At 63.7% G+C, this 23,583-nt stretch carries 25 protein-coding genes; all 25 read right to left on the bottom strand.

All coding sequences use genetic code 11. The features are described 5' to 3' along the window. Positions 1-10: 10 nt before the first annotated feature. Positions 11-1,558, bottom strand: coding sequence for an NADH-quinone oxidoreductase subunit M (locus R2C4_RS06300; protein ID WP_141890011.1), 1,548 nt, complete (start codon positions 1,556-1,558; stop codon positions 11-13). After that, positions 1,558-3,669 carry an NADH-quinone oxidoreductase subunit L gene (nuoL, locus tag R2C4_RS06295; RefSeq protein WP_141890010.1) on the bottom strand — a complete coding sequence of 704 codons (2,112 nt, stop codon included), beginning with the start codon at positions 3,667-3,669 and terminating at the stop codon, positions 1,558-1,560. The genes R2C4_RS06300 and nuoL overlap by 1 nt, the downstream gene beginning before the upstream one ends. 6 nt (positions 3,670-3,675) lie before the next feature. After that, positions 3,676-3,981, bottom strand: coding sequence for an NADH-quinone oxidoreductase subunit NuoK (nuoK, locus tag R2C4_RS06290; RefSeq protein WP_008553673.1), 306 nt, complete (start codon positions 3,979-3,981; stop codon positions 3,676-3,678). 4 nt (positions 3,982-3,985) lie between these two features. Beyond that, positions 3,986-4,588, bottom strand: a complete 603-nt coding sequence (locus tag R2C4_RS06285) for an NADH-quinone oxidoreductase subunit J (protein WP_141890009.1) — start codon at positions 4,586-4,588, stop codon at positions 3,986-3,988. After that, positions 4,585-5,019 carry a carboxymuconolactone decarboxylase family protein gene (locus R2C4_RS06280; RefSeq protein WP_141890008.1) on the bottom strand — a complete coding sequence of 145 codons (435 nt, stop codon included), beginning with the start codon at positions 5,017-5,019 and terminating at the stop codon, positions 4,585-4,587. The genes R2C4_RS06285 and R2C4_RS06280 overlap by 4 nt, the downstream gene beginning before the upstream one ends. A 73-nt stretch (positions 5,020-5,092) precedes the next feature. Further along, on the bottom strand, positions 5,093-5,587 hold the full coding sequence (gene nuoI, locus R2C4_RS06275) for an NADH-quinone oxidoreductase subunit NuoI (protein ID WP_058287914.1): 495 nt from the start codon (positions 5,585-5,587) through the stop codon (positions 5,093-5,095). Between the two features lie 3 nt (positions 5,588-5,590). Beyond that, the gene (nuoH, locus tag R2C4_RS06270; protein ID WP_058287913.1) at positions 5,591-6,628 is read right to left on the bottom strand and encodes an NADH-quinone oxidoreductase subunit NuoH; all 1,038 of its coding nucleotides are present in this window, start codon (positions 6,626-6,628) and stop codon (positions 5,591-5,593) included. Positions 6,629-6,634: 6 nt separating this feature from the next. Beyond that, complete coding sequence (locus tag R2C4_RS06265) at positions 6,635-7,021, bottom strand: hypothetical protein (protein WP_141890007.1); 387 nt, start codon at positions 7,019-7,021, stop codon at positions 6,635-6,637. Continuing rightward, positions 7,018-9,036: an NADH-quinone oxidoreductase subunit NuoG gene (gene nuoG / locus R2C4_RS06260; RefSeq protein WP_141890006.1), complete on the bottom strand. Its 2,019-nt coding sequence runs from the start codon at positions 9,034-9,036 to the stop codon at positions 7,018-7,020. The genes R2C4_RS06265 and nuoG overlap by 4 nt, the downstream gene beginning before the upstream one ends. Before the next feature lie 3 nt (positions 9,037-9,039). Continuing rightward, a complete protein-coding gene (locus tag R2C4_RS06255) occupies positions 9,040-9,444 on the bottom strand; it encodes a DUF5333 domain-containing protein (protein WP_141890005.1) in 405 nt (134 codons plus the stop codon). A gap of 101 nt (positions 9,445-9,545) precedes the next feature. Further along, positions 9,546-9,911: a hypothetical protein gene (locus tag R2C4_RS06250; RefSeq protein ID WP_244940789.1), complete on the bottom strand. Its 366-nt coding sequence runs from the start codon at positions 9,909-9,911 to the stop codon at positions 9,546-9,548. Beyond that, positions 9,908-10,324 carry an MAPEG family protein gene (locus R2C4_RS06245; RefSeq protein ID WP_141890004.1) on the bottom strand — a complete coding sequence of 139 codons (417 nt, stop codon included), beginning with the start codon at positions 10,322-10,324 and terminating at the stop codon, positions 9,908-9,910. The genes R2C4_RS06250 and R2C4_RS06245 overlap by 4 nt, the downstream gene beginning before the upstream one ends. A 6-nt stretch (positions 10,325-10,330) precedes the next feature. Next, positions 10,331-11,629 carry an NADH-quinone oxidoreductase subunit NuoF gene (gene nuoF, locus R2C4_RS06240; protein ID WP_141890003.1) on the bottom strand — a complete coding sequence of 433 codons (1,299 nt, stop codon included), beginning with the start codon at positions 11,627-11,629 and terminating at the stop codon, positions 10,331-10,333. 6 nt (positions 11,630-11,635) lie between these two features. Next, on the bottom strand, positions 11,636-11,863 hold the full coding sequence (locus R2C4_RS06235) for a DUF5337 domain-containing protein (RefSeq protein ID WP_058287906.1): 228 nt from the start codon (positions 11,861-11,863) through the stop codon (positions 11,636-11,638). Positions 11,864-11,907: 44 nt separating this feature from the next. Continuing rightward, on the bottom strand, positions 11,908-13,077 hold the full coding sequence (locus tag R2C4_RS06230; RefSeq protein ID WP_141890002.1) for an NADH-quinone oxidoreductase subunit E: 1,170 nt from the start codon (positions 13,075-13,077) through the stop codon (positions 11,908-11,910). Continuing rightward, the gene (locus R2C4_RS06225; protein WP_141890001.1) at positions 13,077-13,535 is read right to left on the bottom strand and encodes a hypothetical protein; all 459 of its coding nucleotides are present in this window, start codon (positions 13,533-13,535) and stop codon (positions 13,077-13,079) included. Before R2C4_RS06225 ends, R2C4_RS06230 begins: the two co-directional genes overlap by 1 nt. Continuing rightward, positions 13,532-14,755 carry an NADH-quinone oxidoreductase subunit D gene (locus R2C4_RS06220; protein ID WP_208764539.1) on the bottom strand — a complete coding sequence of 408 codons (1,224 nt, stop codon included), beginning with the start codon at positions 14,753-14,755 and terminating at the stop codon, positions 13,532-13,534. Before R2C4_RS06220 ends, R2C4_RS06225 begins: the two co-directional genes overlap by 4 nt. Continuing rightward, the gene (locus tag R2C4_RS06215) at positions 14,755-15,360 is read right to left on the bottom strand and encodes an NADH-quinone oxidoreductase subunit C (protein ID WP_141889999.1); all 606 of its coding nucleotides are present in this window, start codon (positions 15,358-15,360) and stop codon (positions 14,755-14,757) included. Before R2C4_RS06215 ends, R2C4_RS06220 begins: the two co-directional genes overlap by 1 nt. A 17-nt stretch (positions 15,361-15,377) precedes the next feature. After that, the gene (locus R2C4_RS06210) at positions 15,378-15,911 is read right to left on the bottom strand and encodes a NuoB/complex I 20 kDa subunit family protein (RefSeq protein WP_027237089.1); all 534 of its coding nucleotides are present in this window, start codon (positions 15,909-15,911) and stop codon (positions 15,378-15,380) included. Further along, positions 15,902-16,267 carry an NADH-quinone oxidoreductase subunit A gene (locus R2C4_RS06205; protein WP_024090668.1) on the bottom strand — a complete coding sequence of 122 codons (366 nt, stop codon included), beginning with the start codon at positions 16,265-16,267 and terminating at the stop codon, positions 15,902-15,904. The genes R2C4_RS06210 and R2C4_RS06205 overlap by 10 nt, the downstream gene beginning before the upstream one ends. 233 nt (positions 16,268-16,500) lie before the next feature. Next, positions 16,501-17,283: a crotonase/enoyl-CoA hydratase family protein gene (locus tag R2C4_RS06200; RefSeq protein ID WP_141889998.1), complete on the bottom strand. Its 783-nt coding sequence runs from the start codon at positions 17,281-17,283 to the stop codon at positions 16,501-16,503. 20 nt (positions 17,284-17,303) lie between these two features. Further along, a complete protein-coding gene (locus tag R2C4_RS06195) occupies positions 17,304-18,161 on the bottom strand; it encodes a hydroxymethylglutaryl-CoA lyase (RefSeq protein ID WP_141889997.1) in 858 nt (285 codons plus the stop codon). 80 nt (positions 18,162-18,241) lie between these two features. Beyond that, positions 18,242-20,179, bottom strand: a complete 1,938-nt coding sequence (locus R2C4_RS06190) for an acetyl/propionyl/methylcrotonyl-CoA carboxylase subunit alpha (protein WP_141889996.1) — start codon at positions 20,177-20,179, stop codon at positions 18,242-18,244. 87 nt (positions 20,180-20,266) lie between these two features. Beyond that, positions 20,267-21,871: a carboxyl transferase domain-containing protein gene (locus tag R2C4_RS06185; protein ID WP_141889995.1), complete on the bottom strand. Its 1,605-nt coding sequence runs from the start codon at positions 21,869-21,871 to the stop codon at positions 20,267-20,269. 76 nt (positions 21,872-21,947) lie between these two features. Continuing rightward, positions 21,948-23,477 carry an AMP-binding protein gene (locus R2C4_RS06180; protein WP_141889994.1) on the bottom strand — a complete coding sequence of 510 codons (1,530 nt, stop codon included), beginning with the start codon at positions 23,475-23,477 and terminating at the stop codon, positions 21,948-21,950. Positions 23,478-23,583 lie beyond the last annotated feature (106 nt).

Below are 23,583 nucleotides of genomic sequence, written 5' to 3'. Positions count from 1 at the left end.
TGATGCTCCCTTAATGCGAAGCAATCTGGGTGGCGGCCGAGGTGTCGGCCGCCGCCAGAGACTGGTTGAAGTTTGCAATCAGCGCCTCGGTCGAGGGGCCGATGATGTCGGTGACCACCGCCGGGTAGACGCCCAGGATCAGGGTCATGGCGATCAGCGGCGCAAAGACGAAGCGTTCGCGCGCGGACATGTCCTTGATGCCCATCAGGCTGCCCTTGATCAGGTCGCCGAACACCACGCGGCGGTAGAGCCACAGCGCATAGCCGGCCGAGAAGATCACACCGGTTGCCGCAACCGCGGTCACCCAGGTGTTCTTCTGGAAGGTGCCCATCAGGGTCAGGAATTCGCCGATGAAGCCGGAGGTGCCCGGCAGGCCGACGTTGCCCATGGTGAAGAACATGAAGACCAGCGCATAAGCCGGCATCCGGATCACCAGGCCGCCGTAGGCGTCGATGTCACGGGTGTGCATCCGGTCATAGATCACACCCACGCAGAGGAAGAGCGCGGCGGAGATGAAGCCGTGCGACAGCATCTGGAAGATGGCGCCGTCGATGCCCTGCTGGTTGGCGGCAAAGATGCCCATGGTGACAAAGCCCATGTGCGCAACCGAGGAATAGGCAATCAGCTTCTTCATGTCTTCCTGCACCATCGCCACCAGCGAGGTGTAGACCACCGCAATCGCGGACATCCACAGGACCACATCGGTCATCACGTCCGCGCCCACCGGGAACATCGGCAAGCTGAAGCGCAGGAAGCCGTAGCCGCCCATCTTCAGGAGGATCGCCGCCAGCACTACGGACCCCGCGGTCGGCGCCTGCACGTGCGCGTCCGGCAGCCAGGTGTGGACCGGCCACATCGGCATCTTCACCGCGAAGGAGGCAAAGAAGGCCAGGAACATCAGCGTCTGCGCACCACCCACGATATGAATGCCCAGCACGTCAAAGGACGCTGCCGAGAAACTGTGGGTCAAGAGGGTCTCGATATCGGTGGTGCCGGCATCCACATACATGAACACCATCGCCACCAGCATCAGCACCGAGCCGAAGAAGGTGTAGAGGAAGAACTTGAAGGAGGCGTAGATCCGCTCCTTGCCGCCCCAGATGCCGATGATCAGGAACATCGGGATCAGGCCTGCCTCGAAGAACAGGTAGAACAGCACCAGGTCCAGCGCCATGAAGACGCCCAGCATCAGGGTCTCCAGCAGCAGGAAGGCTACCATGTATTCCTTGACGCGGGTGGTCACATTCCAGCTGGCCAGAATGGTCAGCGGCATGATGAAGGTGGTCAGCAGCACGAAGAGCACCGAAATGCCGTCAACGCCCATCTTGTACTTCAGCCCGAAAATCCACTCCGCTTCTTCCACAAACTGGAAACCGGTGTTGGCGGGATCGAACTCGAAATAGATGCCAAGGCTCACCAGGAAAGTGATCGAGGTGGCAAAGAGCGCAACAAACTTGGCGTTGCGCTGCGCCGCCTTATCCTCGCCGCGCAGGAACAGGGCCAGGATGGCCGCCGCGAGCGCCGGGATGAAGGTGACAATAGAAAGGAGATTGTCCATCAGTGCGCTCCTCCGCCGATCGACATCCAGGTGACCAGGGCCGCAATGCCCAGCACCATCCAAAAGGCGTAAGTGAAGATGTAACCGGACTGCGCCCGGCCCGCGAGGCGGGTGAAGAAGGGAACAACGCCCATGGCCAGGCCGTTCAGGAAGCCGTCGATGGTGTTGCCATCGCCGCGTTTCCAGAAGAAGCGGCCCAGGGCCAAGGCCGGTTTGACGAAGATCACGTTATAGATTTCGTCAAAGTACCATTTGTTGAGCAGGAACAGATACAGCGGACGCTGCTGTTCGGCCAGGCGCTTCGGCAGCGACGGATTCCAGATGTAGAACCACAGCGCCAGGACCAGACCGCCCAGCATCGCTGCGAACGGCGACAGCTTTACCCATTTCGGTGCCTCGTGGGCCTCCTCCAGGATGTGGTTGTCCGGCGCGATATAGAGCGCGCCCTCGCCCGGCTGGCCGGCAAACACATAATGGTGCTCGCCCTCCACCGCAGTTTCCCCATGGCCAGCTTCCTCGCCGTGGGCGGCGGTCTCACCATGCGCGGCCTCTTCGCCATGATCCGCAGCGGAGGCTTCCGCCACCGGGATGCCGTAGAACTTGCCGACCTGGTCGGCGTGACCGAAAAAGCTGCTGTACCAGATCATGCCTGCGGTGATTGAGCCCACTGCCAGCACGCCCAGCGGCACCAGCATGGTCCAGGGGCTTTCATGGGCGTGGTCGTGGGTGTGCTTGTCGCCCCGCGCCTTGCCGTAGAAGGTCATGAACATCAGGCGCCAGGAGTAGAAGGAGGTCATGAAGGCCGCGATCACCAGCGCCCAAAAGCCGAACATGGAACCGCCCGCATAGGCGCTTTCGATGATCGCGTCCTTGGACACGAAGCCGGCAAAGCCAACCCAGCCGCTCAGCGGGATGCCGACGCCGGTGATGGCCAGGGTGCCGATCATCATCGCCCAGAAGGTATAGGGGATCTTTTTGCGCAAGGCGCCGTAGTTCCGCATGTCCTGTTCGTGATGCATCGCGTGGATCACCGAACCGGCGCCCAGGAACAGCATCGCCTTGAAGAAGGCGTGGGTGAACAGGTGGAACATGGCGGCCGAATACATGCCAACGCCAGCCGCCACAAACATGTAGCCCAGCTGCGAGCAGGTCGAATAAGCGATCACGCGCTTGATGTCGTTCTGCACCAGGCCGACAGTTGCCGCGAAGAACGCGGTCGCAGCGCCCAGCACGGTGATGAAGGCAGTGGCCTCAGGCGCGAATTCCATCAGCGGCGACATCCGGCAGACCAGGAACACGCCCGCGGTCACCATGGTTGCGGCGTGGATCAGCGCCGACACCGGGGTCGGGCCTTCCATCGCGTCCGGCAGCCAGGTGTGCAGCAGCAGCTGTGCCGATTTGCCCATCGCGCCGACAAACAGCAGGAAGGCCAGCAGGTTCGCCGCGTTCCATTCGGTCCACAGGAAGGACACCTGGGTTTCCGCCAGCGTCGGGGCAGCGGCAAAGATGTCCGCCAAGTTGATGCTGTCGGTTAGGAAGAACAGCCCGAAGATCCCCAGCGCAAAGCCGAAGTCGCCGACCCGGTTCACGATGAAGGCTTTCATTGCCGCGGCATTGGCCGAAGGCTTGCGGTAGTAGAAGCCGATCAGCAGGTAGGAGGCCACGCCCACGCCTTCCCAGCCGAAGAACATCTGCACCAGGTTGTCCGACGTCACCAGCATCAGCATCGCGAAGGTGAAGAACGACAGGTAGGCAAAGAAGCGCGGCTTGTAGCTTTCGCCCTCTTTCCACTGCGGGTCATGGTCCATGTACCCGAAGGAGTAGAGGTGCACGAGCGAGGATACCGTGGTGATCACGATCAGCATGATCGCGGTCAGCCGGTCCAGGCGGATCGCCCAGGAGGTCGACAGTGAGCCGCTTTCGATCCAGCGGAAAATCTCGATGTTCTGGGTCACCCCGTCAAACGACAGGAAGGTGATCCAGCTGAGCAGCGCCGACAGGAACAGGAGCGCCGTGGCGGTCACGGTGGCGGCTTTTTCGCCGATCATCTTGTGGCCGAAGCCGCAGATAATTGCGCCAACCAGCGGGGCAAAGAGAAGGATGGTTTCCATTGTTCTTTAGCCCTTCATCACGTTGACGTCTTCGACGGCAATGGTGCCGCGGTTGCGGAAGAAGCAGACCAGGATCGCAAGGCCGATGGCGGCCTCGGCGGCGGCCACGGTCAGCACAAACAGGGTAAAGACCTGCCCCACCAGATCGCCCAGGAAGCTGGAGAAGGCGACCAGGTTGATGTTCACCGCCAAGAGCATCAGTTCGATGCTCATCAAGAGGATGATCACGTTCTTGCGGTTCAGGAAGAGCCCGAAGATGCCAATCACGAACAGCGTCGCCGCGACGGTCAGATAATGTTCAAGTCCGATCATGTGCTCACAGCCCCTGCCCCGGTTTCACATCCCTAAGCTCCATCGCCTTGGCCGGGTCGCGCATCATCTGGGCAACCACGTCCTGGCGCTTGACATCGGTGCGGTGGCGCAGGGTCAGCACAATCGCGCCGATCATCGCCACCAGCAGGATCAGGCCCGCCAGCTGGAACAGAAGGAAATATTGATCATAGATGATGAGGCCAAGCGCCTCGGTGTTGTGGCGGTTGGCAGGCACCGGATTGGCCAGCAGCTCCGGCGCCAGGTGCGCGGTTTCCCAGACGCCGAAGGCCATCACGAACTGCATCAGTATCACCAGTCCGATCAGCAGGGCGAGCGGCATGTATTTCGCCATTTCCGCCTTCAGCTCGGCGAAATCCACATCCAGCATCATCACCACAAACAGGAAAAGCACCGCGACCGCGCCGACGTAGACGATGACCAGCAGCATGGCGACGAATTCCGCCCCCAGGAGCACGAACAGCCCGGCCGAAGACAGGAAGGCCAGGATCAGCCACAGAACCGAATGCACAGGCTGGCGGCTGATCACGGTGAACAGCCCGCCGGTGATGGCGCTGATGGCGAAGAGGTAGAAGGCAAAAACGCTCATGTCTCATCGTCCTTGTTGTCGTCCATGACCGCTTGCGCCAGATCCAGCGCCCGGTTCATGGCCGGAATGCCGGCAAACACCGACATCTGTGCGATCGTTTCCACGATCTCTTGTTTCTTGGCGCCGGCCGCGAGGGCGTGGCGCACGGTCTGGCGCACGGCTGAGTCAGCCTGCGCGCCCTGGCAAGTCAGCCCGGCCAGCGTCAGCAGCAGCCGGGTTTTGGCATCCAGACCGTCCTTGTTGACGGTGTTGCCGAACATCATCTCCATGACCTCTTTGGGCATGGTGGGCCACAGCGCCTCGAACTCCTTGAAAGCCTCGGAGGGCGAGAAGTTCTCCAGCGCCGGGTTGAACGCCTTGGCCATCTGCTGGGCCTGGGCCTGCATCTGTTGCATCATGGCCTCAAACGGATTGGGCGGCTGTTTGGTCATGTCCTCTCCTCCGGCCAAGAATTTTCAGTAAAATTCTTGGCAAAAGTTTTCAGAAAACTTTTGCGCGGGCGCCTCATCGGTAGGGCGCGTCGATTTCCAGGTTGCGGGCAATCTCGGCTTCCCAGCGCTCCCCGTTCGAAAGCAGCTTCTCCTTGTCATAGAACAGCTCCTCGCGGGTTTCGGTGGCGAATTCGAAGTTCGGGCCTTCGACAATCGCATCCACCGGGCAGGCTTCCTGGCAGAAACCGCAGTAGATGCATTTGGTCATGTCGATGTCATAGCGCGTTGTGCGGCGGCTGCCGTCCTCGCGCGGTTCCGCGTCGATGGTGATCGCCTGCGCCGGGCAGATCGCCTCGCACAGCTTGCAGGCAATGCAGCGCTCCTCGCCGTTCGGATAGCGGCGCAGCGCGTGCTCGCCGCGGAAGCGGGGCGACAGCGGGCCCTTCTCATGCGGGTAGTTCAGGGTAGCCTTGGGAGCGAAGAAATACTTCATCCCCAGTTTGAAGCCGACCCAGAAATCCTGCAGCAGGAAGTACTTGGCGGCGCGGGTGTAGTCGATGTTCGCCATCGGTCAGCCTCCCACGGTCCAGCGGGCGAAGATGCCCCAGAACCAGTCAAATTTTGCAGCAAAGGACACGAAGACCACCCAGGCCAGCGAGAACGGCAGGAACACTTTCCAGCCCAGGCGCATCAGCTGGTCGTAGCGGTAGCGCGGGGTGATCGCCTTTACCATTGCGAAGAGGAAGAAGAAGAACGCCATCTTGGCGACCATCCACAGGACGCCGTCCGGCAGGCCCGGGATCGGGGACAGCCAGCCGCCAAAGAACAACAGGGTTGTCAGCGCGCACATCAGGAAGATCGCGATGTATTCACCGGCCATGAACAACAGGAAGGGCGTCGCCGAATATTCCACCTGGTAGCCCGCCACCAGTTCCGATTCCGCTTCCGGCAGGTCGAAGGGCGGGCGGTTGGTTTCTGCCAGCGCCGAGATGAAGAACAGGAAGACCATCGGGAAATGCGGGATCCAGTACCAGTTCAACAGGCCCAGATCGCCGTCCTGCGCGCGCACGATGTCACCGAAGTTCATCGAGCCGGTGGAAATGATCACGCCGATGATGATCAGGCCGATGGAGACCTCATAGGAGATCATCTGCGCGGCGGAGCGCAGGGAGCCCAGGAACGGGTATTTCGAGTTCGACGCCCAGCCGCCCATGATCACGCCGTAGACCTCCAGCGAGGAGACCGCGAAAACATAGAGGATGGCGACGTTGATATCCGAGAGCACCCAGCCGTCGTTGAAGGGGATCACCGCCCAGGCGATCATCGCCAGCACGAAAGAGGTCATCGGCGCCAGGATAAAGACGGTGCGGTCGGCACCGGCCGGGATCACCACCTCTTTCACAACGTATTTCAGCGCGTCGGCCACCGATTGCAGCAGGCCGAAGACGCCCACCACGTTCGGTCCCCGGCGCATCTGGACCGCGGCCCAGATCTTGCGGTCCCCGTAGACGAGGAACAGGAGCGAGATCATCACAAAGGCAACAACTGCAAGCACTTGCGCCAGGATCAGAACAGCGATGCCGCCTGGAGTGTTAAAGAAATCAGCCATAGGTCCTCACACCGTGGGTATTCCGTTCGCCGCGCAATCCGCGACCACGACTTCGGCGTCGATGGTGCGCAGGCCGCGCGGCAGAGAGGGCGAAATCAGATAGACCGCGTCGGCGGTCCGGCTGCCCCCTGCCTGTGTCATTGTTGTGCGCACATGGCGCGCAAACCCGTAACCCCGGATCAGCGCGTATTGCGCGGCGGCGCATTCCGCATAGGTATCGAGATCGCCGACCATGCGCGGGCCGCGCATGGAGACGTGAAATTGCACCAGATCGCCCTCCAGCAGGCTGGTTTCCACCCCTTCGTAAACCGGGGCGGGCCGCTCGCCTCCGCTGCCGGGCGCCATTGCACAGGCGGCCAGAGCCAAGGGGGTTATGAGGGCGAGACGGTTCATTCGGCGGCCAGTTTCCCGGTTGCGCGGGCTTTGACGCCGGCGGACAGTTCCGCCATCAGCTGGGACGCGCGGGCGATCGAGTTGGTCAAGTAGAAATCCTTGACCGCCGGCAGGAAACCGGCGTTGCCAAGCTTGTCCTGCGCCAGCGGTTCGCCGTCCTTGTCGGCCACTTCGTCGATCCGGGCCAGATGCGGTACTTCGGCCACCAGGCTTGTGCGCAGCTGCGCCAGCGAGTCATAGCCCAGCGTGGCACCGGCTTCGGCGCTGAGCGCGCGCAGGATAGCCCAGTTTTCCTTGGCCTCGCCCGGCGCGAAGGCCGCGCGCATGGCCAGCTGCGGGCGGCCTTCGGTGTTCACGAACAGGCCGTTTTCTTCGGTGTAGGCCGCGCCCGGCAGGATCACGTCGGCGCGGTGCGCGCCGCGGTCGCCGTGGCTGCCCTGGTAGATCACAAAGGCGCCTGCGTCGATTTCGACCTCATCGGCGCCGAGGTTGTAGATCACCTCTGCCCCGTCGATGGCCGCTGCCATGCCGCCTTCGGTCACCGCGCCAATGTCCATCGCGCCGACGCGGGAGGCGGCGGTGTGCAGCACCAGCAGCTTGGAGCCGGTGTCCGCAGCCAGCTTTTGCGCGGCAGCCAGCACCGCCAGGCCGTCGGCCTCGCGCAGGGCGCCCTGCCCCACGATCACGAGGGACGGCGCGTCCTTGACGGCGCCGTAGTCCTTGTCCAGCAGGCTGTCCAGCGCGGCGCGGTCGGTGCCCACGTGGGTGTATTCATAGGTCAGGTCTGCCGGCTGGCCGACCAGGCCGATCTGCGCGCCGTTCAGCCAGGCCTTGCGGATGCGGGCGTTCAGCACCGGTGCCTCGTCGCGCGGGTTGGTGCCGATCAGCTGGATGAACTTGGCGGTGTCGATGTCCTCGATGGCGGCGGTGCCGGCATAGCCCGCGCGGTTGCCGATCGGCAGACGGGCGTTGTCGGTGCGGCATTCCACCTTGCCGCCCAGGCCTTCGACCAGCTGTTTCAAGGCAAAGGCCGCCTCAACCGGGACCAGGTCGCCGATCAGGCCCGCAACCTTCTTGCCCTTCATGGCGTTCGCCGCGGCAGCCAGGGCTTCCGGCCAGGTGGCGGGCTTCAGCTTGCCATCGACGCGCACATAGGGACGGTCGAGGCGCTGGCGGCGCAGGCCGTCCCAGACAAAGCGGGTCTTGTCGCTGATCCACTCCTCGTTCACGCCGTCGTGGTTGCGCGGCAGGATGCGCATCACTTCGCGGCCCTTGGTGTCGACGCGGATGTTCGAACCAAGCGCATCCATCACGTCGATGGTTTCGGTCTTGGTCAGCTCCCAGGGCCGTGCGGTAAACGCATAGGGCTTCGACGTCAGCGCGCCCACCGGGCACAGGTCGATAATGTTGCCCTGCAGGTTCGATTGCAGGGTTTCGTTCAGGTAGGAGGTGATCTCCGCATCCTCGCCCCGCCCGGTCTGGCCCATCTGGGTGATGCCCGCGACCTCAGTCGTGAAGCGCACGCAGCGGGTGCAGGAGATGCAGCGGGTCATGGCGGTGCCGACCAGCGGCCCCAGATCCAGATCATCCACCGCGCGCTTGGGCTCGCGGAAGCGGGAGAAGTCGACGCCATAGGCCATCGCCTGGTCCTGCAGGTCGCACTCGCCGCCCTGGTCGCAGATCGGGCAGTCCAGCGGGTGGTTGATCAGCATGAATTCCATCACGCCTTCACGGGCCTTCTTGACCATCGGCGAGTTGGTCTTCACCTGCGGCGCCTGGCCTTCGGGGCCGGGGCGCAGATCGCGCACCTGCATCGCGCAGGAGGCCGCCGGCTTCGGCGGGCCGCCGACAACCTCAACCAGGCACATGCGGCAGTTGCCCGCAATGGACAGCCGCTCGTGATAGCAGAAGCGCGGGATCTCGACACCGGCCTCCTCACAGGCCTGGATCAGGGTCATCGCCCCATCCACCTCGATCTCGGTTCCGTCAATGTTGATCTTGCGGAGGTCAGACATGGTCTATTTCGCCCTCAGTAACACGCCGATCGCGCTGTTCTTTTCGATTTCCGCGCGGCCATAGGCGCAGAAGGTTTCCGGTTTGCCGTAATCCACGCCGTTCTGCGCCAGGAGCTTTTCCCCCTTGGCGCGCATCCGGTCCTTTTCGGCATCAGATTCGATGTAATCGCGGATTTCCGCGTCCGTGTATCCCAACGCGTTTGCCCGCGCTTTGAGCCGGCGCAACTCGCCCAGCCCTTTCAGGTACCGGGGGGAGATATCGTCGCAGTAATCCGAAACTTCTTTCGCCACGGCGACGGCAAACAGCGGATCTTCGATTTCCTGCACGTCGCGCAGCGACGGCTTGGCCATCGCCGCAGCAGGCAGGGCAACAAAGGCGGACAGGGCAATGGCAATCAAGGCACGCATGACAGGGGACTCCTTCGATGTGAAAGCCCCCATGCGCGTGCATGCTGCGCTGCTATTCAATAGCAGACCGGCCTTCCGACCCGGATATGCCTGAAATCCGCTCACGGGGTGCAGGTTCCCTGAAAGGTTGCGCGGCCATCGGTCAGGGTCAGCGGTGCTGCCTCATCCCTGGGGTCGATGGCCCAGGCGATACTGGAAGAGCCGTAGTTGACCACGCAGTAAGTCGTGCCGGCATGGGCCGCAGCCTCGCGCGCGCCCTTGACGGAGCGGTCTGCCCCCTTGATCTCAACGTAAAACACGGCCCGGTCCGTCTTCTTGTCGACGGGCTTGGCCTTGGCCTTGAACGGCACGCCGTCATACAGCTGGCGCTCCCGGTTGCTGAGGGAGCTGCCGCAGGCCGTAACAAGCGTCATCGCTGCCAGGCACGCCATCGGCGCGGCGATCCGGTATGTCTTCAAAATGCTCAAAATACTGCCGCCAATGTCAAAAGCGCCAGGCCGCCCATGCAGGCCCAGCCAATCACGTAGAATACCGACCGCAGCCCGCCGTGCGGTTTGCCGGCCCCGCGCAGGTGAATGACAATCATCACCATCCGCGACACCAGCACCAGCGAGGCCAGCAGGTTCACCCAGAACGGCGCCGCACCGGCCAGAATGGCCACCAGCGTCACGGTCAGGAAAGCCGGCAGCGTCTCGCAGCCGTTCAGATAGGCCCGGTTCAGCCGGTAGGCCTTGTCCGCATAATCCTCCCGCGGCGTGGCGCCGGGAGCGAGGCCCGCCTTCTGCTTGGCCAGCGCCGAAACTGGCGACAGCGCCAGGATGATCAGGGTAAAGATCACCAGCGCGGCCAGAGCGTGGGAATATGCGGCAAAAACGTCCATCAAAAGTTATTCCGCCGCCATCGCGCCCATGCGGCCCGTTTTCTGGGCCTTGATGCGGTCTTCGATTTCCTCGCGGAAGTTCTTGATCAGGCCCTGGATCGGCCAGGCCGCTGCATCGCCAAGCGCGCAGATGGTGTGGCCCTCGACCTGCTTGGTCACGTCCCACAGCATGTCAATCTCTTCCAGCTCCGCCTCGCCTTTGACCAGACGGTCCATGACGCGCATCATCCAGCCGGTGCCTTCGCGGCAGGGCGTGCACTGGCCGCAGCTTTCGTGCTTGTAGAACTTGGACAGGCGCCAAATCGCCTTGATGATGTCGGTCTGCTTGTCCATCACGATCACCGCCGCGGTGCCGAGGCCGGAGCCCAGTTCGCCGCGCAGGTAGTCGAAGTCCATGAGCGCGTCGCGCATATTCTCGCCGCGCACACACGGGACTGAGGAGCCGCCGGGGATCACCGCCAGCAGGTTGTCCCAGCCGCCGCGAATGCCGCCGCAGTGCTTCTCGATCAGCTCCTCAAAGGAGATCGACATCGCTTCTTCGACAACACACGGGTTGTTGACGTGGCCGGAGATTGCAAACAGCTTGGTGCCTGCGTTGTTCTGGCGGCCGAAGCCTGCGAACCAGTCGGCGCCGCGGCGCAGGATGGTGGGCACAACGGCGATGGATTCCACGTTGTTCACGGTGGTCGGGCAACCGTACAGGCCCGCGCCCGCCGGGAACGGCGGCTTCATCCGGGGCATACCCTTCTTGCCCTCAAGGCTTTCGATCAGGGCGGTTTCCTCGCCGCAGATATAGGCCCCTGCCCCGTGGTGCAGGAAGATGTCGAAGTCCCAGCCGGAGCCGACCGCGTTCTTGCCCAGGAGGCCCTGGTCGTAAGCTTCGTCAATCGCCGCCTGCAGCGCCTCGCGCTCGCGGATGTATTCGCCGCGCAGGTAGATATAGCAGGTATGCGCATTCATCGCGAAGGAGGCGATCAGGCAGCCCTCGATCAGCGTGTGCGGATCATGGCGCATGATTTCGCGGTCCTTGCAGGTACCGGGCTCCGATTCATCCGCGTTCACCACCAGATACGCCGGGCGGCCGTCGCTTTCCTTGGGCATGAAGGACCATTTGAGGCCGGTCGGGAACCCCGCGCCGCCGCGGCCGCGAAGGCCCGAGTCTTTCATGGTCTGAACGATCCAGTCGCGGCCCTTTTCGATGATGCCCGCGGTGCCGTCCCAATGGCCGCGCGCCTTGGCGCCCGCCAGCGTGCGGTCGTGCATCCCGTAAAGGTTGGTAAAGATCCGGTCCTGATCCTTCAGCATGTGTGCCTACCTTTGGCTGTCCCGGCGCATGCGCCAGAGTTGAAATATGTTGACCAGGGCATAGATCATGCCCGCCAGCGCGGCGAAGTCGAACAGCAGCGCATAGCGCCCCGGCAGCCCCAGCATGGGGCCGATGAACAGCGACAGCGCGACCCACAGCGAGATGGTCCCGGCAATCACAAGCGCGATGTGCCGGCCCTTTGCTGCAATGGCCTGGTCCTGTTCCCTGGTCATCTGTTCCCTATCACCTAAGCCCGGCCCCGGGGGCCGCGGCCTGATTATTCGTCGTCGTCGTAGATGTGCTTTTCTTTGGCACGTTTCGCGAATTCGGTCTCATCGCCCACTTGCAGCCGCTTCGCCTGCTCGACCCAGCCATCGCGGGCGATCCGGCCCCGGAACTGCAGCCGGGAATCGACCCAGGCGATCTCTTCCTCGGTCCAGTCGGCGATCTGATCGAAGTGGTAGAAGCCAAGCTCGTTCAGCTTTGCCTCCAGCTTGGGGCCGACGCCCTTCAGCATCTTGAGGTCATCGGCCAGCCCGCCGCGGGCTTCCTTCAAAAGCTCCGGCTCGCTTTCCTCGGTTGCCTTGGCCGCAGCCCCTTCGGGCGAGGACGGCTCAGCCGCATCGGATTTCTTCGTCGGTGCGGTCTTCAGCGCCTCCGCTTGCCGGGCTGCGGGAAGCGGAGCCTCCGGCGCCTTGGGCGGCTGGCCCTCGGCAGCGCGGCCGGCAACGGTGCCGTCCTTGCCGATCCAGGGGGTCAGCAGCGGCACTTCATCGCCCTGAATGCGCTTGATTCCATCCTTGACGTCCATCGCCAGCTGCGCGCTGGCATTGTACTGCGTCTTGCCGCTGTCGAACTCGGTCAGCGAGGTGAGGCCGGACTTCGGCTCAGCCGCGTAACGGCCGTTCTGCGGGCCGGGCGCGACCAGCTGGCCGGCCGCCAGATCGTCCAGCAGCTTGGCAAAGCCCTCTGCCGTCAGATCCTCGTAATAATCCTTGCCGATCTGCGCCATCGGGGCATTGGTGCAGGCGCCCAGGCACTCGACTTCTTCCCAGGTGAACTTGCCGTCCGCCGACAGGGTAAAAGGCTTGGGTGCGATCTTTTCCTGGCAAACCGCGATCAGGTCCTCTGCCCCGCAGATCATGCAGGAAGTGGTGCCGCAGATCTGCACATGGGCAACAGAACCCGTGGGTTGCAGCTGGAACATGAAGTAGAAGGAGGCAACTTCCAGCACCCGGATATAGGCCATGCCGAGCATATCGGCGATGGACTCGATCGCCGGTTTGGTGACCCAGCCTTCCTGCTCCTGAGCGCGCCACAAGAGCGGAATGACCGCGGAGGCCTGGCGGCCCTCAGGATATTTGGTGATCTGCGCCTCGGCCCAGGCCTGGTTGGCCGGGGTGAAGGCAAAGCTCGCGGGTTGTTCGTGGTGGAGCCTACGCAGCATTAGTTTGCCTTCCGAATAATCCAGGGATCTTGGACGCCGTTCATAAGCAGATCTTTTTCGTCCTGCCCCTGCCCGTCATTGTCGTACAGATATAGCTGACTTTTGCCTTGCAGAATGACCCGATCACCCACTTTCACGAACTGGCCAAAGTCGGGGAGCGAAATCGCAGGCACGTTTTCTAGTTGCTTAACTCTGGCCTCAATCTCTTCCAGATATTTGGAACGCCCCTGTCCGTCAGGCATCTCGGCAAGAGCCAAGACCTGATACAAACGCTGAATTTTGGCTTCCAGTTCGCCCAAATCAGGTTGAGTGCCAAAGATCGCCAGTTCCTGATCATGCGCTTTTCGCACTTCCTTCCAAGTGGTCCAATGATCACCGGCAAAGAAAGCTACAACAGCAACAAAGGCGACTACGCTCCAAGCAATTCCCAAGTACTTTAGGATGTCATCCAATCTCACCGGTCGATCTCCCCGAACACTACGTCCATGGTGCCGATGATGGCGGCGACGTCGGCCAGCTGGTGGCCCTTGGCAATGTGATCCATCGCCTGCAGGTGCAGGAAGCCCGGCGCGCGGATCTTGGAGCGGTAGGGTTTGTTGGACCCGTCCGCCACCAGATAGACGCCGAACTCGCCCTTGGGCGCCTCGACGGCGGCGTAGACCTCGCCTGCGGGCACGTGGAAGCCTTCGGTGTAAAGCTTGAAATGGTGGATCAGGCTTTCCATCGAGGTTTTCATGTCGCCGCGCTTGGGCGGGGACAGCTTGCCGCGGGCCACCACGTCGCCGGTGGCTTCGCGCAGCTTGGCAATCGCCTGGCGGATGATCGAGGTCGACTGGCGCATCTCTTCCATCCGGCAGAGGTAGCGGTCGTAGCAGTCGCCGTTCTTGCCGATCGGCACCTGAAACTCGAACTCGTCATAGCATTCATAAGGCTGCGCGCGGCGCAGGTCCCAGGCGAGGCCAGAGCCGCGCACCATGACGCCGGAGAAGCCGTATTCCTGGATCTCCTTCTCGGTCACCACACCGATATCGCAGTTGCGCTGCTTGAAGATGCGGTTTTCGGTCAGAAGGCCGTCGATATCATCCAGCACCTTGGGGAATTCCATCGCCCAGAGGTCGATATCATCCAGCAGGTCATCCGGCAGGTCCTGATGCACGCCGCCGGGGCGGAAATAAGCCGCGTGCAGGCGCGCGCCGCAGGCCCGCTCGTAGAAGATCATCAGCTTCTCGCGCTCTTCAAAGCCCCACAGCGGCGGGGTCAGTGCGCCGACGTCCATCGCCTGCGTGGTGACGTTCAGCAGGTGGTTCAGCACCCGGCCGATTTCCGAATAGAGCACCCGGATCAGCTGGCCGCGGCGCGGCACCTCGGTGCCGGTCAGCTTCTCGATGGCGAGACACCAGGCGTGCTCCTGGTTCATCGGCGCCACATAGTCGAGGCGGTCGAAATACGGCAGGTTCTGCAGGTAGGTGCGGCTTTCCATCAGCTTTTCGGTGCCGCGGTGCAACAGGCCGATATGCGGATCGCAACGCTCGACGATCTCGCCGTCGAGTTCGAGCACCAGACGCAAAACCCCATGCGCCGCAGGGTGCTGCGGGCCGAAGTTGATGTTGAAGTTGCGGATCTTCTGCTCGCCGCTCAGCGCGTCGACGCTGCCGTCGTCAAATTTGGAGCCGTCCATCATTGCGCCCCCTCCTTCTCGTCGCCGGGCAGGATGTATTCGGCACCTTCCCACGGGGACATGAAATCGAACTGGCGGTATTCCTGCACCAGCTTCACCGGCTCATAGACCACGCGCTTCTGCGCCTCGTCATACCGCACCTCGGTATAGCCGGTGGTCGGGAAGTCCTTGCGCAGCGGGTAGCCGCGGAAGCCGTAGTCGGTCAGGATTCGGCGCAGGTCCGGGTGGCCCGAGAACAGGATGCCGAACATGTCGTAGACTTCCCGCTCGAACCAGTTGGCCGAGGGGTGCACCTTCACGATGGAGGGCACCATCTCATCCTCGCGCACGGCGGCGCGCAGGCGGATGCGCTGGTTCCGGTACATCGACAGGAAGTGATAAACCACGTCGAACCGCTTGGCGCGTTCCGGGTAATCCACCGCGGTGATGTCCACCAGGGTTGAAAACTTGCAATTCGGGTCCGATTTCAGGAACTCCACCAGACCGGCGATGTTCGAGGGCGTCACGTCAATGGTCAGCTCGTCAAAGGACACGCTCCAGGCCACCACGCAATCGGGGCGTTTGGCTTCGATCTGGGCGCCAAGCTCTTTCAGTGCATCAGTCATGTTTTTTCCGCCCTTCCTCAGCGCACCAGGGTGCCGGTGCGGCGGATCTTGCGCTGCAGCTGCATCAGGCCATAAAGCAGCGCCTCAGCCGTCGGCGGGCAGCCGGGCACGTAGACGTCAACCGGCACAACCCGGTCGCAGCCGCGCACCACGGAATAGCTGTAGTGGTAGTAGCCGCCGCCGTTGGCGCAGGAGCCCATCGAGATCACGTAGCGCGGCTCGGGCATCTGGTCGTAGACCTTGCGCAGGGCCGGCGCCATCTTGTTGGTCAGGGTGCCTGCGACGATCATCACATCCGACTGGCGCGGCGAGGCGCGCGGTGCGATGCCGAAGCGTTCGGCGTCATAGCGCGGCATCGAGGTGTGCATCATCTCAACCGCGCAGCAGGCCAGGCCGAAGGTCATCCAGTGCAGCGAACCTGTGCGTGCCCAGTTGATGATGTCCTCGGCCGAGGTGAGCAGGAAACCCTTGTCCTGAAGCTCTGCATTCAGGGCCCGGGTGACAACTTCCTTGTCCACACCAGCGGTGTTGGCTCCGGTCATCACTGCCATTCCAGGGCCCCTTTCTTCCACTCATAGGCGAATCCGATGGTCAGCACGCCCAGGAACACCATCATCGACCAGAAGCCGGTGTCGCTGATGTCCTTGAAACCGACGGCCCAGGGAAACAGGAAAGCGATTTCCAAGTCGAAAATAATGAAGAGAATCGACACCAGATAGAACCTGACATCGAATTTCATGCGGGCATCGTCGAAAGCGTTGAAACCGCATTCGTAGGCGCTGACCTTCTCCGGGTCCGGGTTGCGGACCGCCAGCACAACGGCTGCCAGGATGAGGACAATCCCCAAGCCTGCCGCGACGGCCAGGAAGACCAGGATCGGCAGGTATTCCCTCAACATCTCTTCCAAGAGCAGCTCCTTTCCCCGGCGGTTTCCCGCGCGACGTCAATTGGCGTGTTGATTTGAAGTGTGTCTACCCCTCCGCCCCTACAGCGTCAACTAAGGCAAGGTTAAACAACGGGGTTTGTGACAGGAAAAAGCACAGCCGCAACGCTGATGTGATTTCTTAGTGATTTCATAAGAAAAGCGGCCGCAACGAAAGCTGCGGCCGCCCTCCAAAAATGTATCGGGAATGCCGGTTTTCAGGCCTGCCAGCCGGGTTTGCGCTTCTCAAAGAAAGCGGTGATGCCCTCGCGGGCCTCCTCCCCCTCCCAGCGCTCCACAAGCGCCTTGATTGTATGGTCGATCACCGCATCGTCCAGCCGCGGCCCCAGGTCGCGGGCGAGCTTCTTGGCGGCGGCCACGGCACCCGGCGCGCAGTTGAGATAGGGGGAAACCTCCGCCTCGACCGCCTCGTCCAGCTGGTCCGCCGGAACCGCCTTGGCCAGCAGGCCCAGTTCCACGGCCTCGTCCGCGCCGAACAGCCGCGCCGACATAAACACGCGGCGTGCCTTGGCCTCGCCCATGCGGGCAATCACATAGGGGCCGATGGTGGCGGGAATCAGCCCCAGCTTGGTCTCAGTGAGGCCCATCTTCAGATGATCAGCGCCGATCGCCACATCGCAGACCGAGGCCATGCCGACGCCGCCGCCGAAGGCATTGCCCTGCAGCGCGCCGATCACCGGCTTGGGCAGGGTGTTGAGCGCCATCAGCATCTCTGCCAGCACCCGCGCCTCGCGGCCGCGGGTTTCGGCGTCCGCATCCATCTGCTGGCGCATCCAGCCCAGGTCGCCGCCCGCGCAAAAGCTCTTGCCCGCGCCGGTCAGCACCACCACGCGCACAGAGTCATCCGCGGCCAGCCGCTTTGCCGCCAGGGTCAGCTCCTGCAGCATCTGGCCGGACATGGCGTTGTGCTTGTCCGGGCGGTTCAGCGTCAGGGTGCAGACGCCGCGGGCGTCGGTTTCCAGGGTGATTGTTTCAAACATCTTGCTTCTCCGCTGAAATCTTACTGCAGGCCGCGCATGGCGCGGGCCATCGCGGCGGCCTCGTCCAGCACATCCGCGTCCAGGCCGGTGTGATAGCCCAGCTCCGTCAGGCGCTTGTGCACCGCTTCCGTGGCCACATTGCCCGCGGCCCCCGGCGCATAGGGGCAGCCGCCAAGGCCGCCCACGGCGGCATCGAACACCCGCACGCCAAGATCCAGAGAGGCCTCGATATTGTCCAGCGCCCTGCCCGCGGTGTCATGATAATGGCCGGCAAGCCGCCCGGCCGGGACCTGCTGGACCACGGCCCGCAGCATTGCCGAGATCGTTTCCGGCGTGCCCTGCCCGATGGTGTCGCCCAGCGAAATCTCATAACAGCCCAGATCGAACAGCCGGCGCGCCACCTCTGCCACCTTCTGCGGCGGGGTCGGCCCGTCAAACGGGCAGTCGGTCACGCAGGACACATAACCGCGGACCGGCAGCCCCATGTCCTTTGCCGCGTCCAGAACGGGCAGAAAGCGGGTGATGCTTTCCTCGATGGTGGCGTTGATATTGGCCTTGGAGAACCCTTCGGAGGCGGACGCAAAAACAGCGATCTCATCCGCCCTTGCGGCCACAGCATCCTCAAACCCGCGCATGTTGGGCGTCAGCGCCGCATAGCGGACTCCAGCGGCGCGGGTGATGCCGGCCAGCACCTCTGCGCTGCCCGCCATCTGCGGCACCCATTTGGGCGACACGAAACTTGCCACCTCGATCCGCTTGAACCCGGCGCGGCTCAGGCAATCAGTCAGCGCCACCTTTTCGGCCACCGGAATTTCGCGTTTCTCATTCTGCAGCCCGTCGCGCGGACCGACCTCAAAAATCTCGGCAAACTCGCTCATGAAACGCCCCTTCGGCTTCATCTTTCCAAAAATACTCAAATCCCGGCAGGGGCGGCAGACGCGCCGCCCCGGACTTCAGGTCAGCTGTCGTCTTCTTCCAGCCGCACCAGCGCGGCCCCCGCCTCGACCTGGTCGCCGGCCGAGGCCAGCACCTCCGCGACGACACCATCGCGCGCCGCCAGCAGCGAATGCTCCATCTTCATGGCTTCCAGAACGGCAAGCCGGTCGCCCTCCTTCACCGATTGGCCAGCTTCGGCAAACACCGCCTTGACCAGGCCCGGCATCGGCGCCTCGACCACATTCATATCGCCGCCCGCAACGGCCGCACGGTCGAGCGGATCCACCACGGTGAATTCCAGCCCGTAGGCATCATGCACGGTGATCAGGGACCCGGACTGCGAGACTGTTGGCATCCGGCGCTCGCCGATGCGCCACTGGCCCTGGCTGCGCTCAGCCACGACGGTGTTGCCTTCGATGGTCCACAGCTGCCGGTCGGGACCGTCGACCTGCACATCGGCAGTGAACTCCGCGCCCGCATGGGTCAGGGTCACAGCGCGGTGCAGCGGCGTCCACAGGCTGAAGCCGGTGTGCGCTGCGGCCTGCACGAGGTCCAGCGCCACCATGCCCGCCGCCGCCTTGTGGCGCAGCTCGACCTGCGGCGCGGCCACCAGAGCGTCCAGATCGCGGGCGATAAGGCCGGTGTCCACCTCGCCATTGGCAAACCCCTCATGCGCGGCCAGCGCGCCAAGGAACGCCAGGTTGGTGACGGTGCCGCCGACCTCGGTGTCCTCCAGCGCGCGCGCCAGCCGCGACAGCGCCACCTTGCGGGTGGAGCCATGCACGATCACCTTGGAGATCATCGGGTCGTACCAGGGGCTGATGGTGTCCCCCGCCCGCACACCGCTGTCGGCGCGGGCCTCTGCCGGGAAGGACAGATGGGTCAGGGTGCCGGTTGCGGGCAGGAAGCCCTTCGGCACATCCTCCGCATAAAGCCTTGCCTCAAACGCATGGCCGGTGATGGTGAGGTCTTCCTGCTTGGCGGGCAGGCTCTCCCCCGAAGCCACGCGCAGCTGCCATTCCACCAGGTCGACACCTGTAATCAGCTCGGTCACCGGGTGCTCCACCTGCAGGCGGGTGTTCATTTCCATGAACCAGAAGCCATCTGGGCGCAGCCCGTCGGAGCCGTCGACGATGAATTCCACCGTGCCCGCGCCCTTATAGCCGATAGCTTCGGCCGCGCGCACGCCGGCCTGGCCCATCGCCTCGCGCATTTCCTCGGTCATGCCGGGCGCCGGGGCTTCTTCGATCACCTTCTGATGGCGGCGCTGCAGCGAGCAGTCGCGCTCAAACAGATGCACCGCCTGCGTCCCGTCGCCAAAGACCTGCACCTCGATATGGCGGGGCTGCTGGATGTATTTCTCGATCAGAACGTCGGGATTGCCAAAGGCCGTGGTCGCCTCGCCCTGCGCACTTTTCAGGGCGTCGGCAAACTCCTCCGGCTTCTCGACCAGACGCATCCCCTTGCCGCCGCCGCCGGCCACCGCCTTGATCAGCACCGGATAGCCGATCTTCCCGGCTTCGCCTGCCAGGAACTCCGGGTCCTGGCTGCTGCCGTGATAGCCCGGCACCACCGGCACGCCGGCCTCCTCCATCAGCGCCTTGGCGGCGTCCTTGAGGCCCATCTTGCGGATCGCATCCGCCGACGGCCCGATGAACACGAGGCCCGCAGCCTCCACCGCCTCGACGAATTTCGGGTTTTCCGACAGGAAGCCGTACCCCGGGTGGATCGCCTGGGCGCCGGTTTCCCGGGCCACCCGGATGATCTCGTCGCCCTTCAGGTAGCTGTCCGCCGGGGCCGGGCCGCCGATGTGCACCGCCTCATCCGCCAGCTGCACATGTTTTGCGGCCGCATCGGCGTCGGAATAGACCGCCACCGTGCGCACGCCCATGGCGCGGGCGGTTTCCATCACGCGGCAGGCGATTTCGCCGCGGTTGGCAATCAGGATCTTGTCAAACATGGGGTTGGTCCTTTGTCTGGATCGCCGGACCGGGGGCGCTGCCCCCGGACCCCCGGAGTATTTTGCGAAAGATGAAAGCGACGGCGCTTACATCCGGAAGACGCCGAATTTGGTCTCTTCAATCGGGGCGTTCAGCGCCGCGCTGAGCGAGAGCGCCAGCACGTCGCGGCTCTTGCGCGGGTCGATGATGCCGTCGTCCCAAAGGCGCGCCGAGGCATAAAGCGGGTGGCTCTGCTCCTCGAACATCTCGATGGTGGGGCGTTTGAATTCGGCCTCTTCATCAGCGCTCCAGCTGCCGCCCTGGCGTTCGATGGCGTCGCGTTTCACCGTCGCCAGCACGCCCGCCGCCTGCTCGCCGCCCATCACCGAGATGCGGGAGTTCGGCCAGGTCCACAGGAAGCGCGGCTGGTAGGCGCGGCCCGACATGCCGTAGTTGCCCGCGCCAAAGGAGCCGCCGACCAGCATGGTAACTTTCGGCACATTGGTGGTGGCCACCGCGGTCACCATCTTGGCGCCGTGGCGGGCGATGCCCTCGTTTTCGTACTTCCGGCCCACCATAAAGCCGGTGATGTTCTGCAGGAACACCAGCGGGATCTTGCGCTGGCTGCACAGCTCCACGAAATGCGCGCCTTTCTGAGCGGCTTCCGAGAACAGCACGCCGTTGTTGGCGATGATCCCGATGGGGCACCCCTTGAGGTGGGCAAAACCCGTCACAAGCGTCTCGCCGAAGCGCGGCTTGAACTCGTCAAAGCGGGAGCCGTCGACCAGCCGCGCGATCACCTCGCGAATATCATAAGGCGTGCGCAGGTCGCCGGGCACCACGCCAAGAATTTCCTCAGGGTCATAGGCGGGTTCTTCCGGGGTCGCCCAGTTCACCGTCAGCGGTCTGGTGATGTTCAGCGACTGCACCGCGCGCCGCGCCAGCGCCAGCGCGTGGGCGTCGTCCTCGGCCAGGTAATCGGCCACACCGGAGAGGCGCGTGTGCACGTCGCCGCCGCCCAGGTCCTCGGCGCTGACGACCTCGCCCGTGGCAGCCTTCACCAGCGGCGGGCCCGCGAGGAAGATGGTGCCCTGCTCCTTCACGATGATGGTGACGTCCGACATCGCGGGCACATAGGCGCCGCCCGCGGTGCAGGACCCCATGACCACAGCGATCTGCGGGATGCCCTTGGCCGACATCCGCGCCTGGTTGTAGAAGATGCGGCCGAAGTGGTCGCGGTCGGGGAAGACCTCATCCTGGTTCGGCAAGTTGGCGCCGCCGGAGTCGACCAGGTAGATGCAGGGGAGGCGGTTCTCCTCGGCGATCTCCTGCGCGCGCAGGTGTTTCTTCACAGTCATCGGGTAATAGGTGCCGCCCTTCACGGTGGCGTCGTTGCAGACCACCATGACCTCCTGTCCGTGCACCCGGCCGATGCCCGCGATCACGCCGGCCGCAGGTGCTGCGCCGTCATACATTGCGTGTGCCGCGGTGGCACCGATTTCCAGGAACGGGGAACCCGGATCCAAGAGGTTCGCCACCCGGCGGCGCGGCAGCATCTTGCCGCGGCTTTCATGGCGTTCACGGGATTTCTCGCCGCCGCCCATGCGCGCGGCCTCGGCCGCCTCGCTGATCTGCGCAAGGGCCGCCAGATGCGCCTCGCGGTTCTGCTTGAAGCCTTCCGAGGAAGGCAACGCCTTGGATGTGAGTTTCATGTCCACTCTCCCGTTATAGGGTTGAGATCTTTATTTCCGGTTGGCGCGGCGTGCGCCGGGTATGCAACACCGCGGGTCATTGCGCGGTCTCCCCCGCAGCCCGCGCCTTTAGCTCCTTGCGGATCACCTTGCCGGTCACGGTCATCGGCAGCGCGTCGAGGAACGCCACTTCGCGCGGATAGGAATAGTGCGCGAGCCGGTCCTTGACGTAGTCCTGCAGTTCCTTCTCGGAGGCGTCGCCCCCTGCCTTCAGCACCACATAAGCCTTGACGATTTCCGTCCGCAGCGGATCCGGCTTGCCGACCACGCCCACGGTCGCCACCGCCGGATGGGTCAGCAGGCAATCTTCGATCTCCGCCGGGCCGATGCGGTAGCCGCCGGAGGTGATCACATCATCCTCGCGGCCGACAAAACGCAGGTATTCCCCTTCCCAGATGCCGCGGTCGCCGGTCACCAGCCAAGGCCCCCGGAACTTGGCGGCGGTCTCCTCGGGCCGGTTCCAGTATTCCAGCAGCATCGAGGCGGAGCCGCGGCGGATGGCGACATCGCCCTCATCCTCCGTGGGGTTCCCGGCTTCGTCGATCACTGCCAGTTCATGCCCCGGAACCGCCTTACCGATGCAGCCCGGGCGCGGCTCAAAACCCGCAGCGCAGGAGGAGGCCACCATGTTGCATTCGGTCTGGCCGTAGAATTCGTTGATCGTGACGCCCAAGCGGCGCCGGCCCCAGGCGAGCATCTCTGCGCCCAGGGGCTCTCCGCCGCTGGCAACGGAACGCAGACCGTGGAGCCCCTGCCCCGCTGCCTTCAGCATCCGCAATGCGGTTGGCGGGAAGAAGATGTTGCGCACCCCGGCCTTGGCGATCAGATCGGCGCAAGCCTCCGGTGTGAACTTGTCCAGCCGCGCGGCAACCACCGGAACGCCCAGCGCCAGGCCCGGCATCAGCACGTCGAACAGCCCGCCGATCCAGGCCCAGTCGGCAGGGGTCCAGAGGACATCGCCCGGCTGGCCCAGGTGGTCATGGCTGATGGCAACTCCCGGCAGGTGGCCGGTCAGCACCCGGTGGCCGTGCAGCGCGCCCTTGGGGCTGCCGGTGGTGCCGGAGGTATAGATCAGCACCGCCGGGGTTTCCGGCGCGGTATCCGCGAAGGGGACCGGTGCGCCCTCCAGCCCGGCGCTGTCCGCGATCACCGCTTCGGCCAGATCCCCCAGCAGGCCGGCGCCCTCGGCATCGGTGAAGACGAAGCGCACGCCCGCGTCACCGGCACGCGATGCGAGCGCATCGTGTTTGAACAGCTTGAACAGCGGCACCGAGATGCCGCCCGCCTTCCAGATCGCCAGATGCGCCGCGGCGCACCAGGGCGACTGGCTGAGCAGCACGCCCACCCGGTCGCCGGGCTGGATGCGGGTCAGCAGATAGCGGGCCAGCCCGTCGGTCATCTCCGAAAGCTCGCCATAAGAAATGTCGCGCCGCGCGGCGGCGGTCATGTCGATCAGGGCGGTCTTTTCAGCCGGATGCGCCAGGCATTGCGCCGCCATGTTCAGCTGCTCCGGCAGGTCCCAGCTGCCATCCGGGCGAAGTCCAGGAATGTTACAAGCATCATGCATATTTAGACATTCCTGAAACGCATGGCAGCCATGCAATTTTTCACTGGATTTTCAATAGCAAAGCGATCCGGCCCTTGATCCAGATCAGAGTTTTCCGCCGCTCCAT

Source organism: Leisingera aquaemixtae, assembly GCF_006740765.1.
Classification (GTDB): Bacteria; Pseudomonadota; Alphaproteobacteria; order Rhodobacterales; family Rhodobacteraceae; genus Leisingera; species Leisingera aquaemixtae.
Note: the sequence above shows the minus strand (reverse complement) of the source record. Positions and strands in the feature narration are given on the sequence as shown.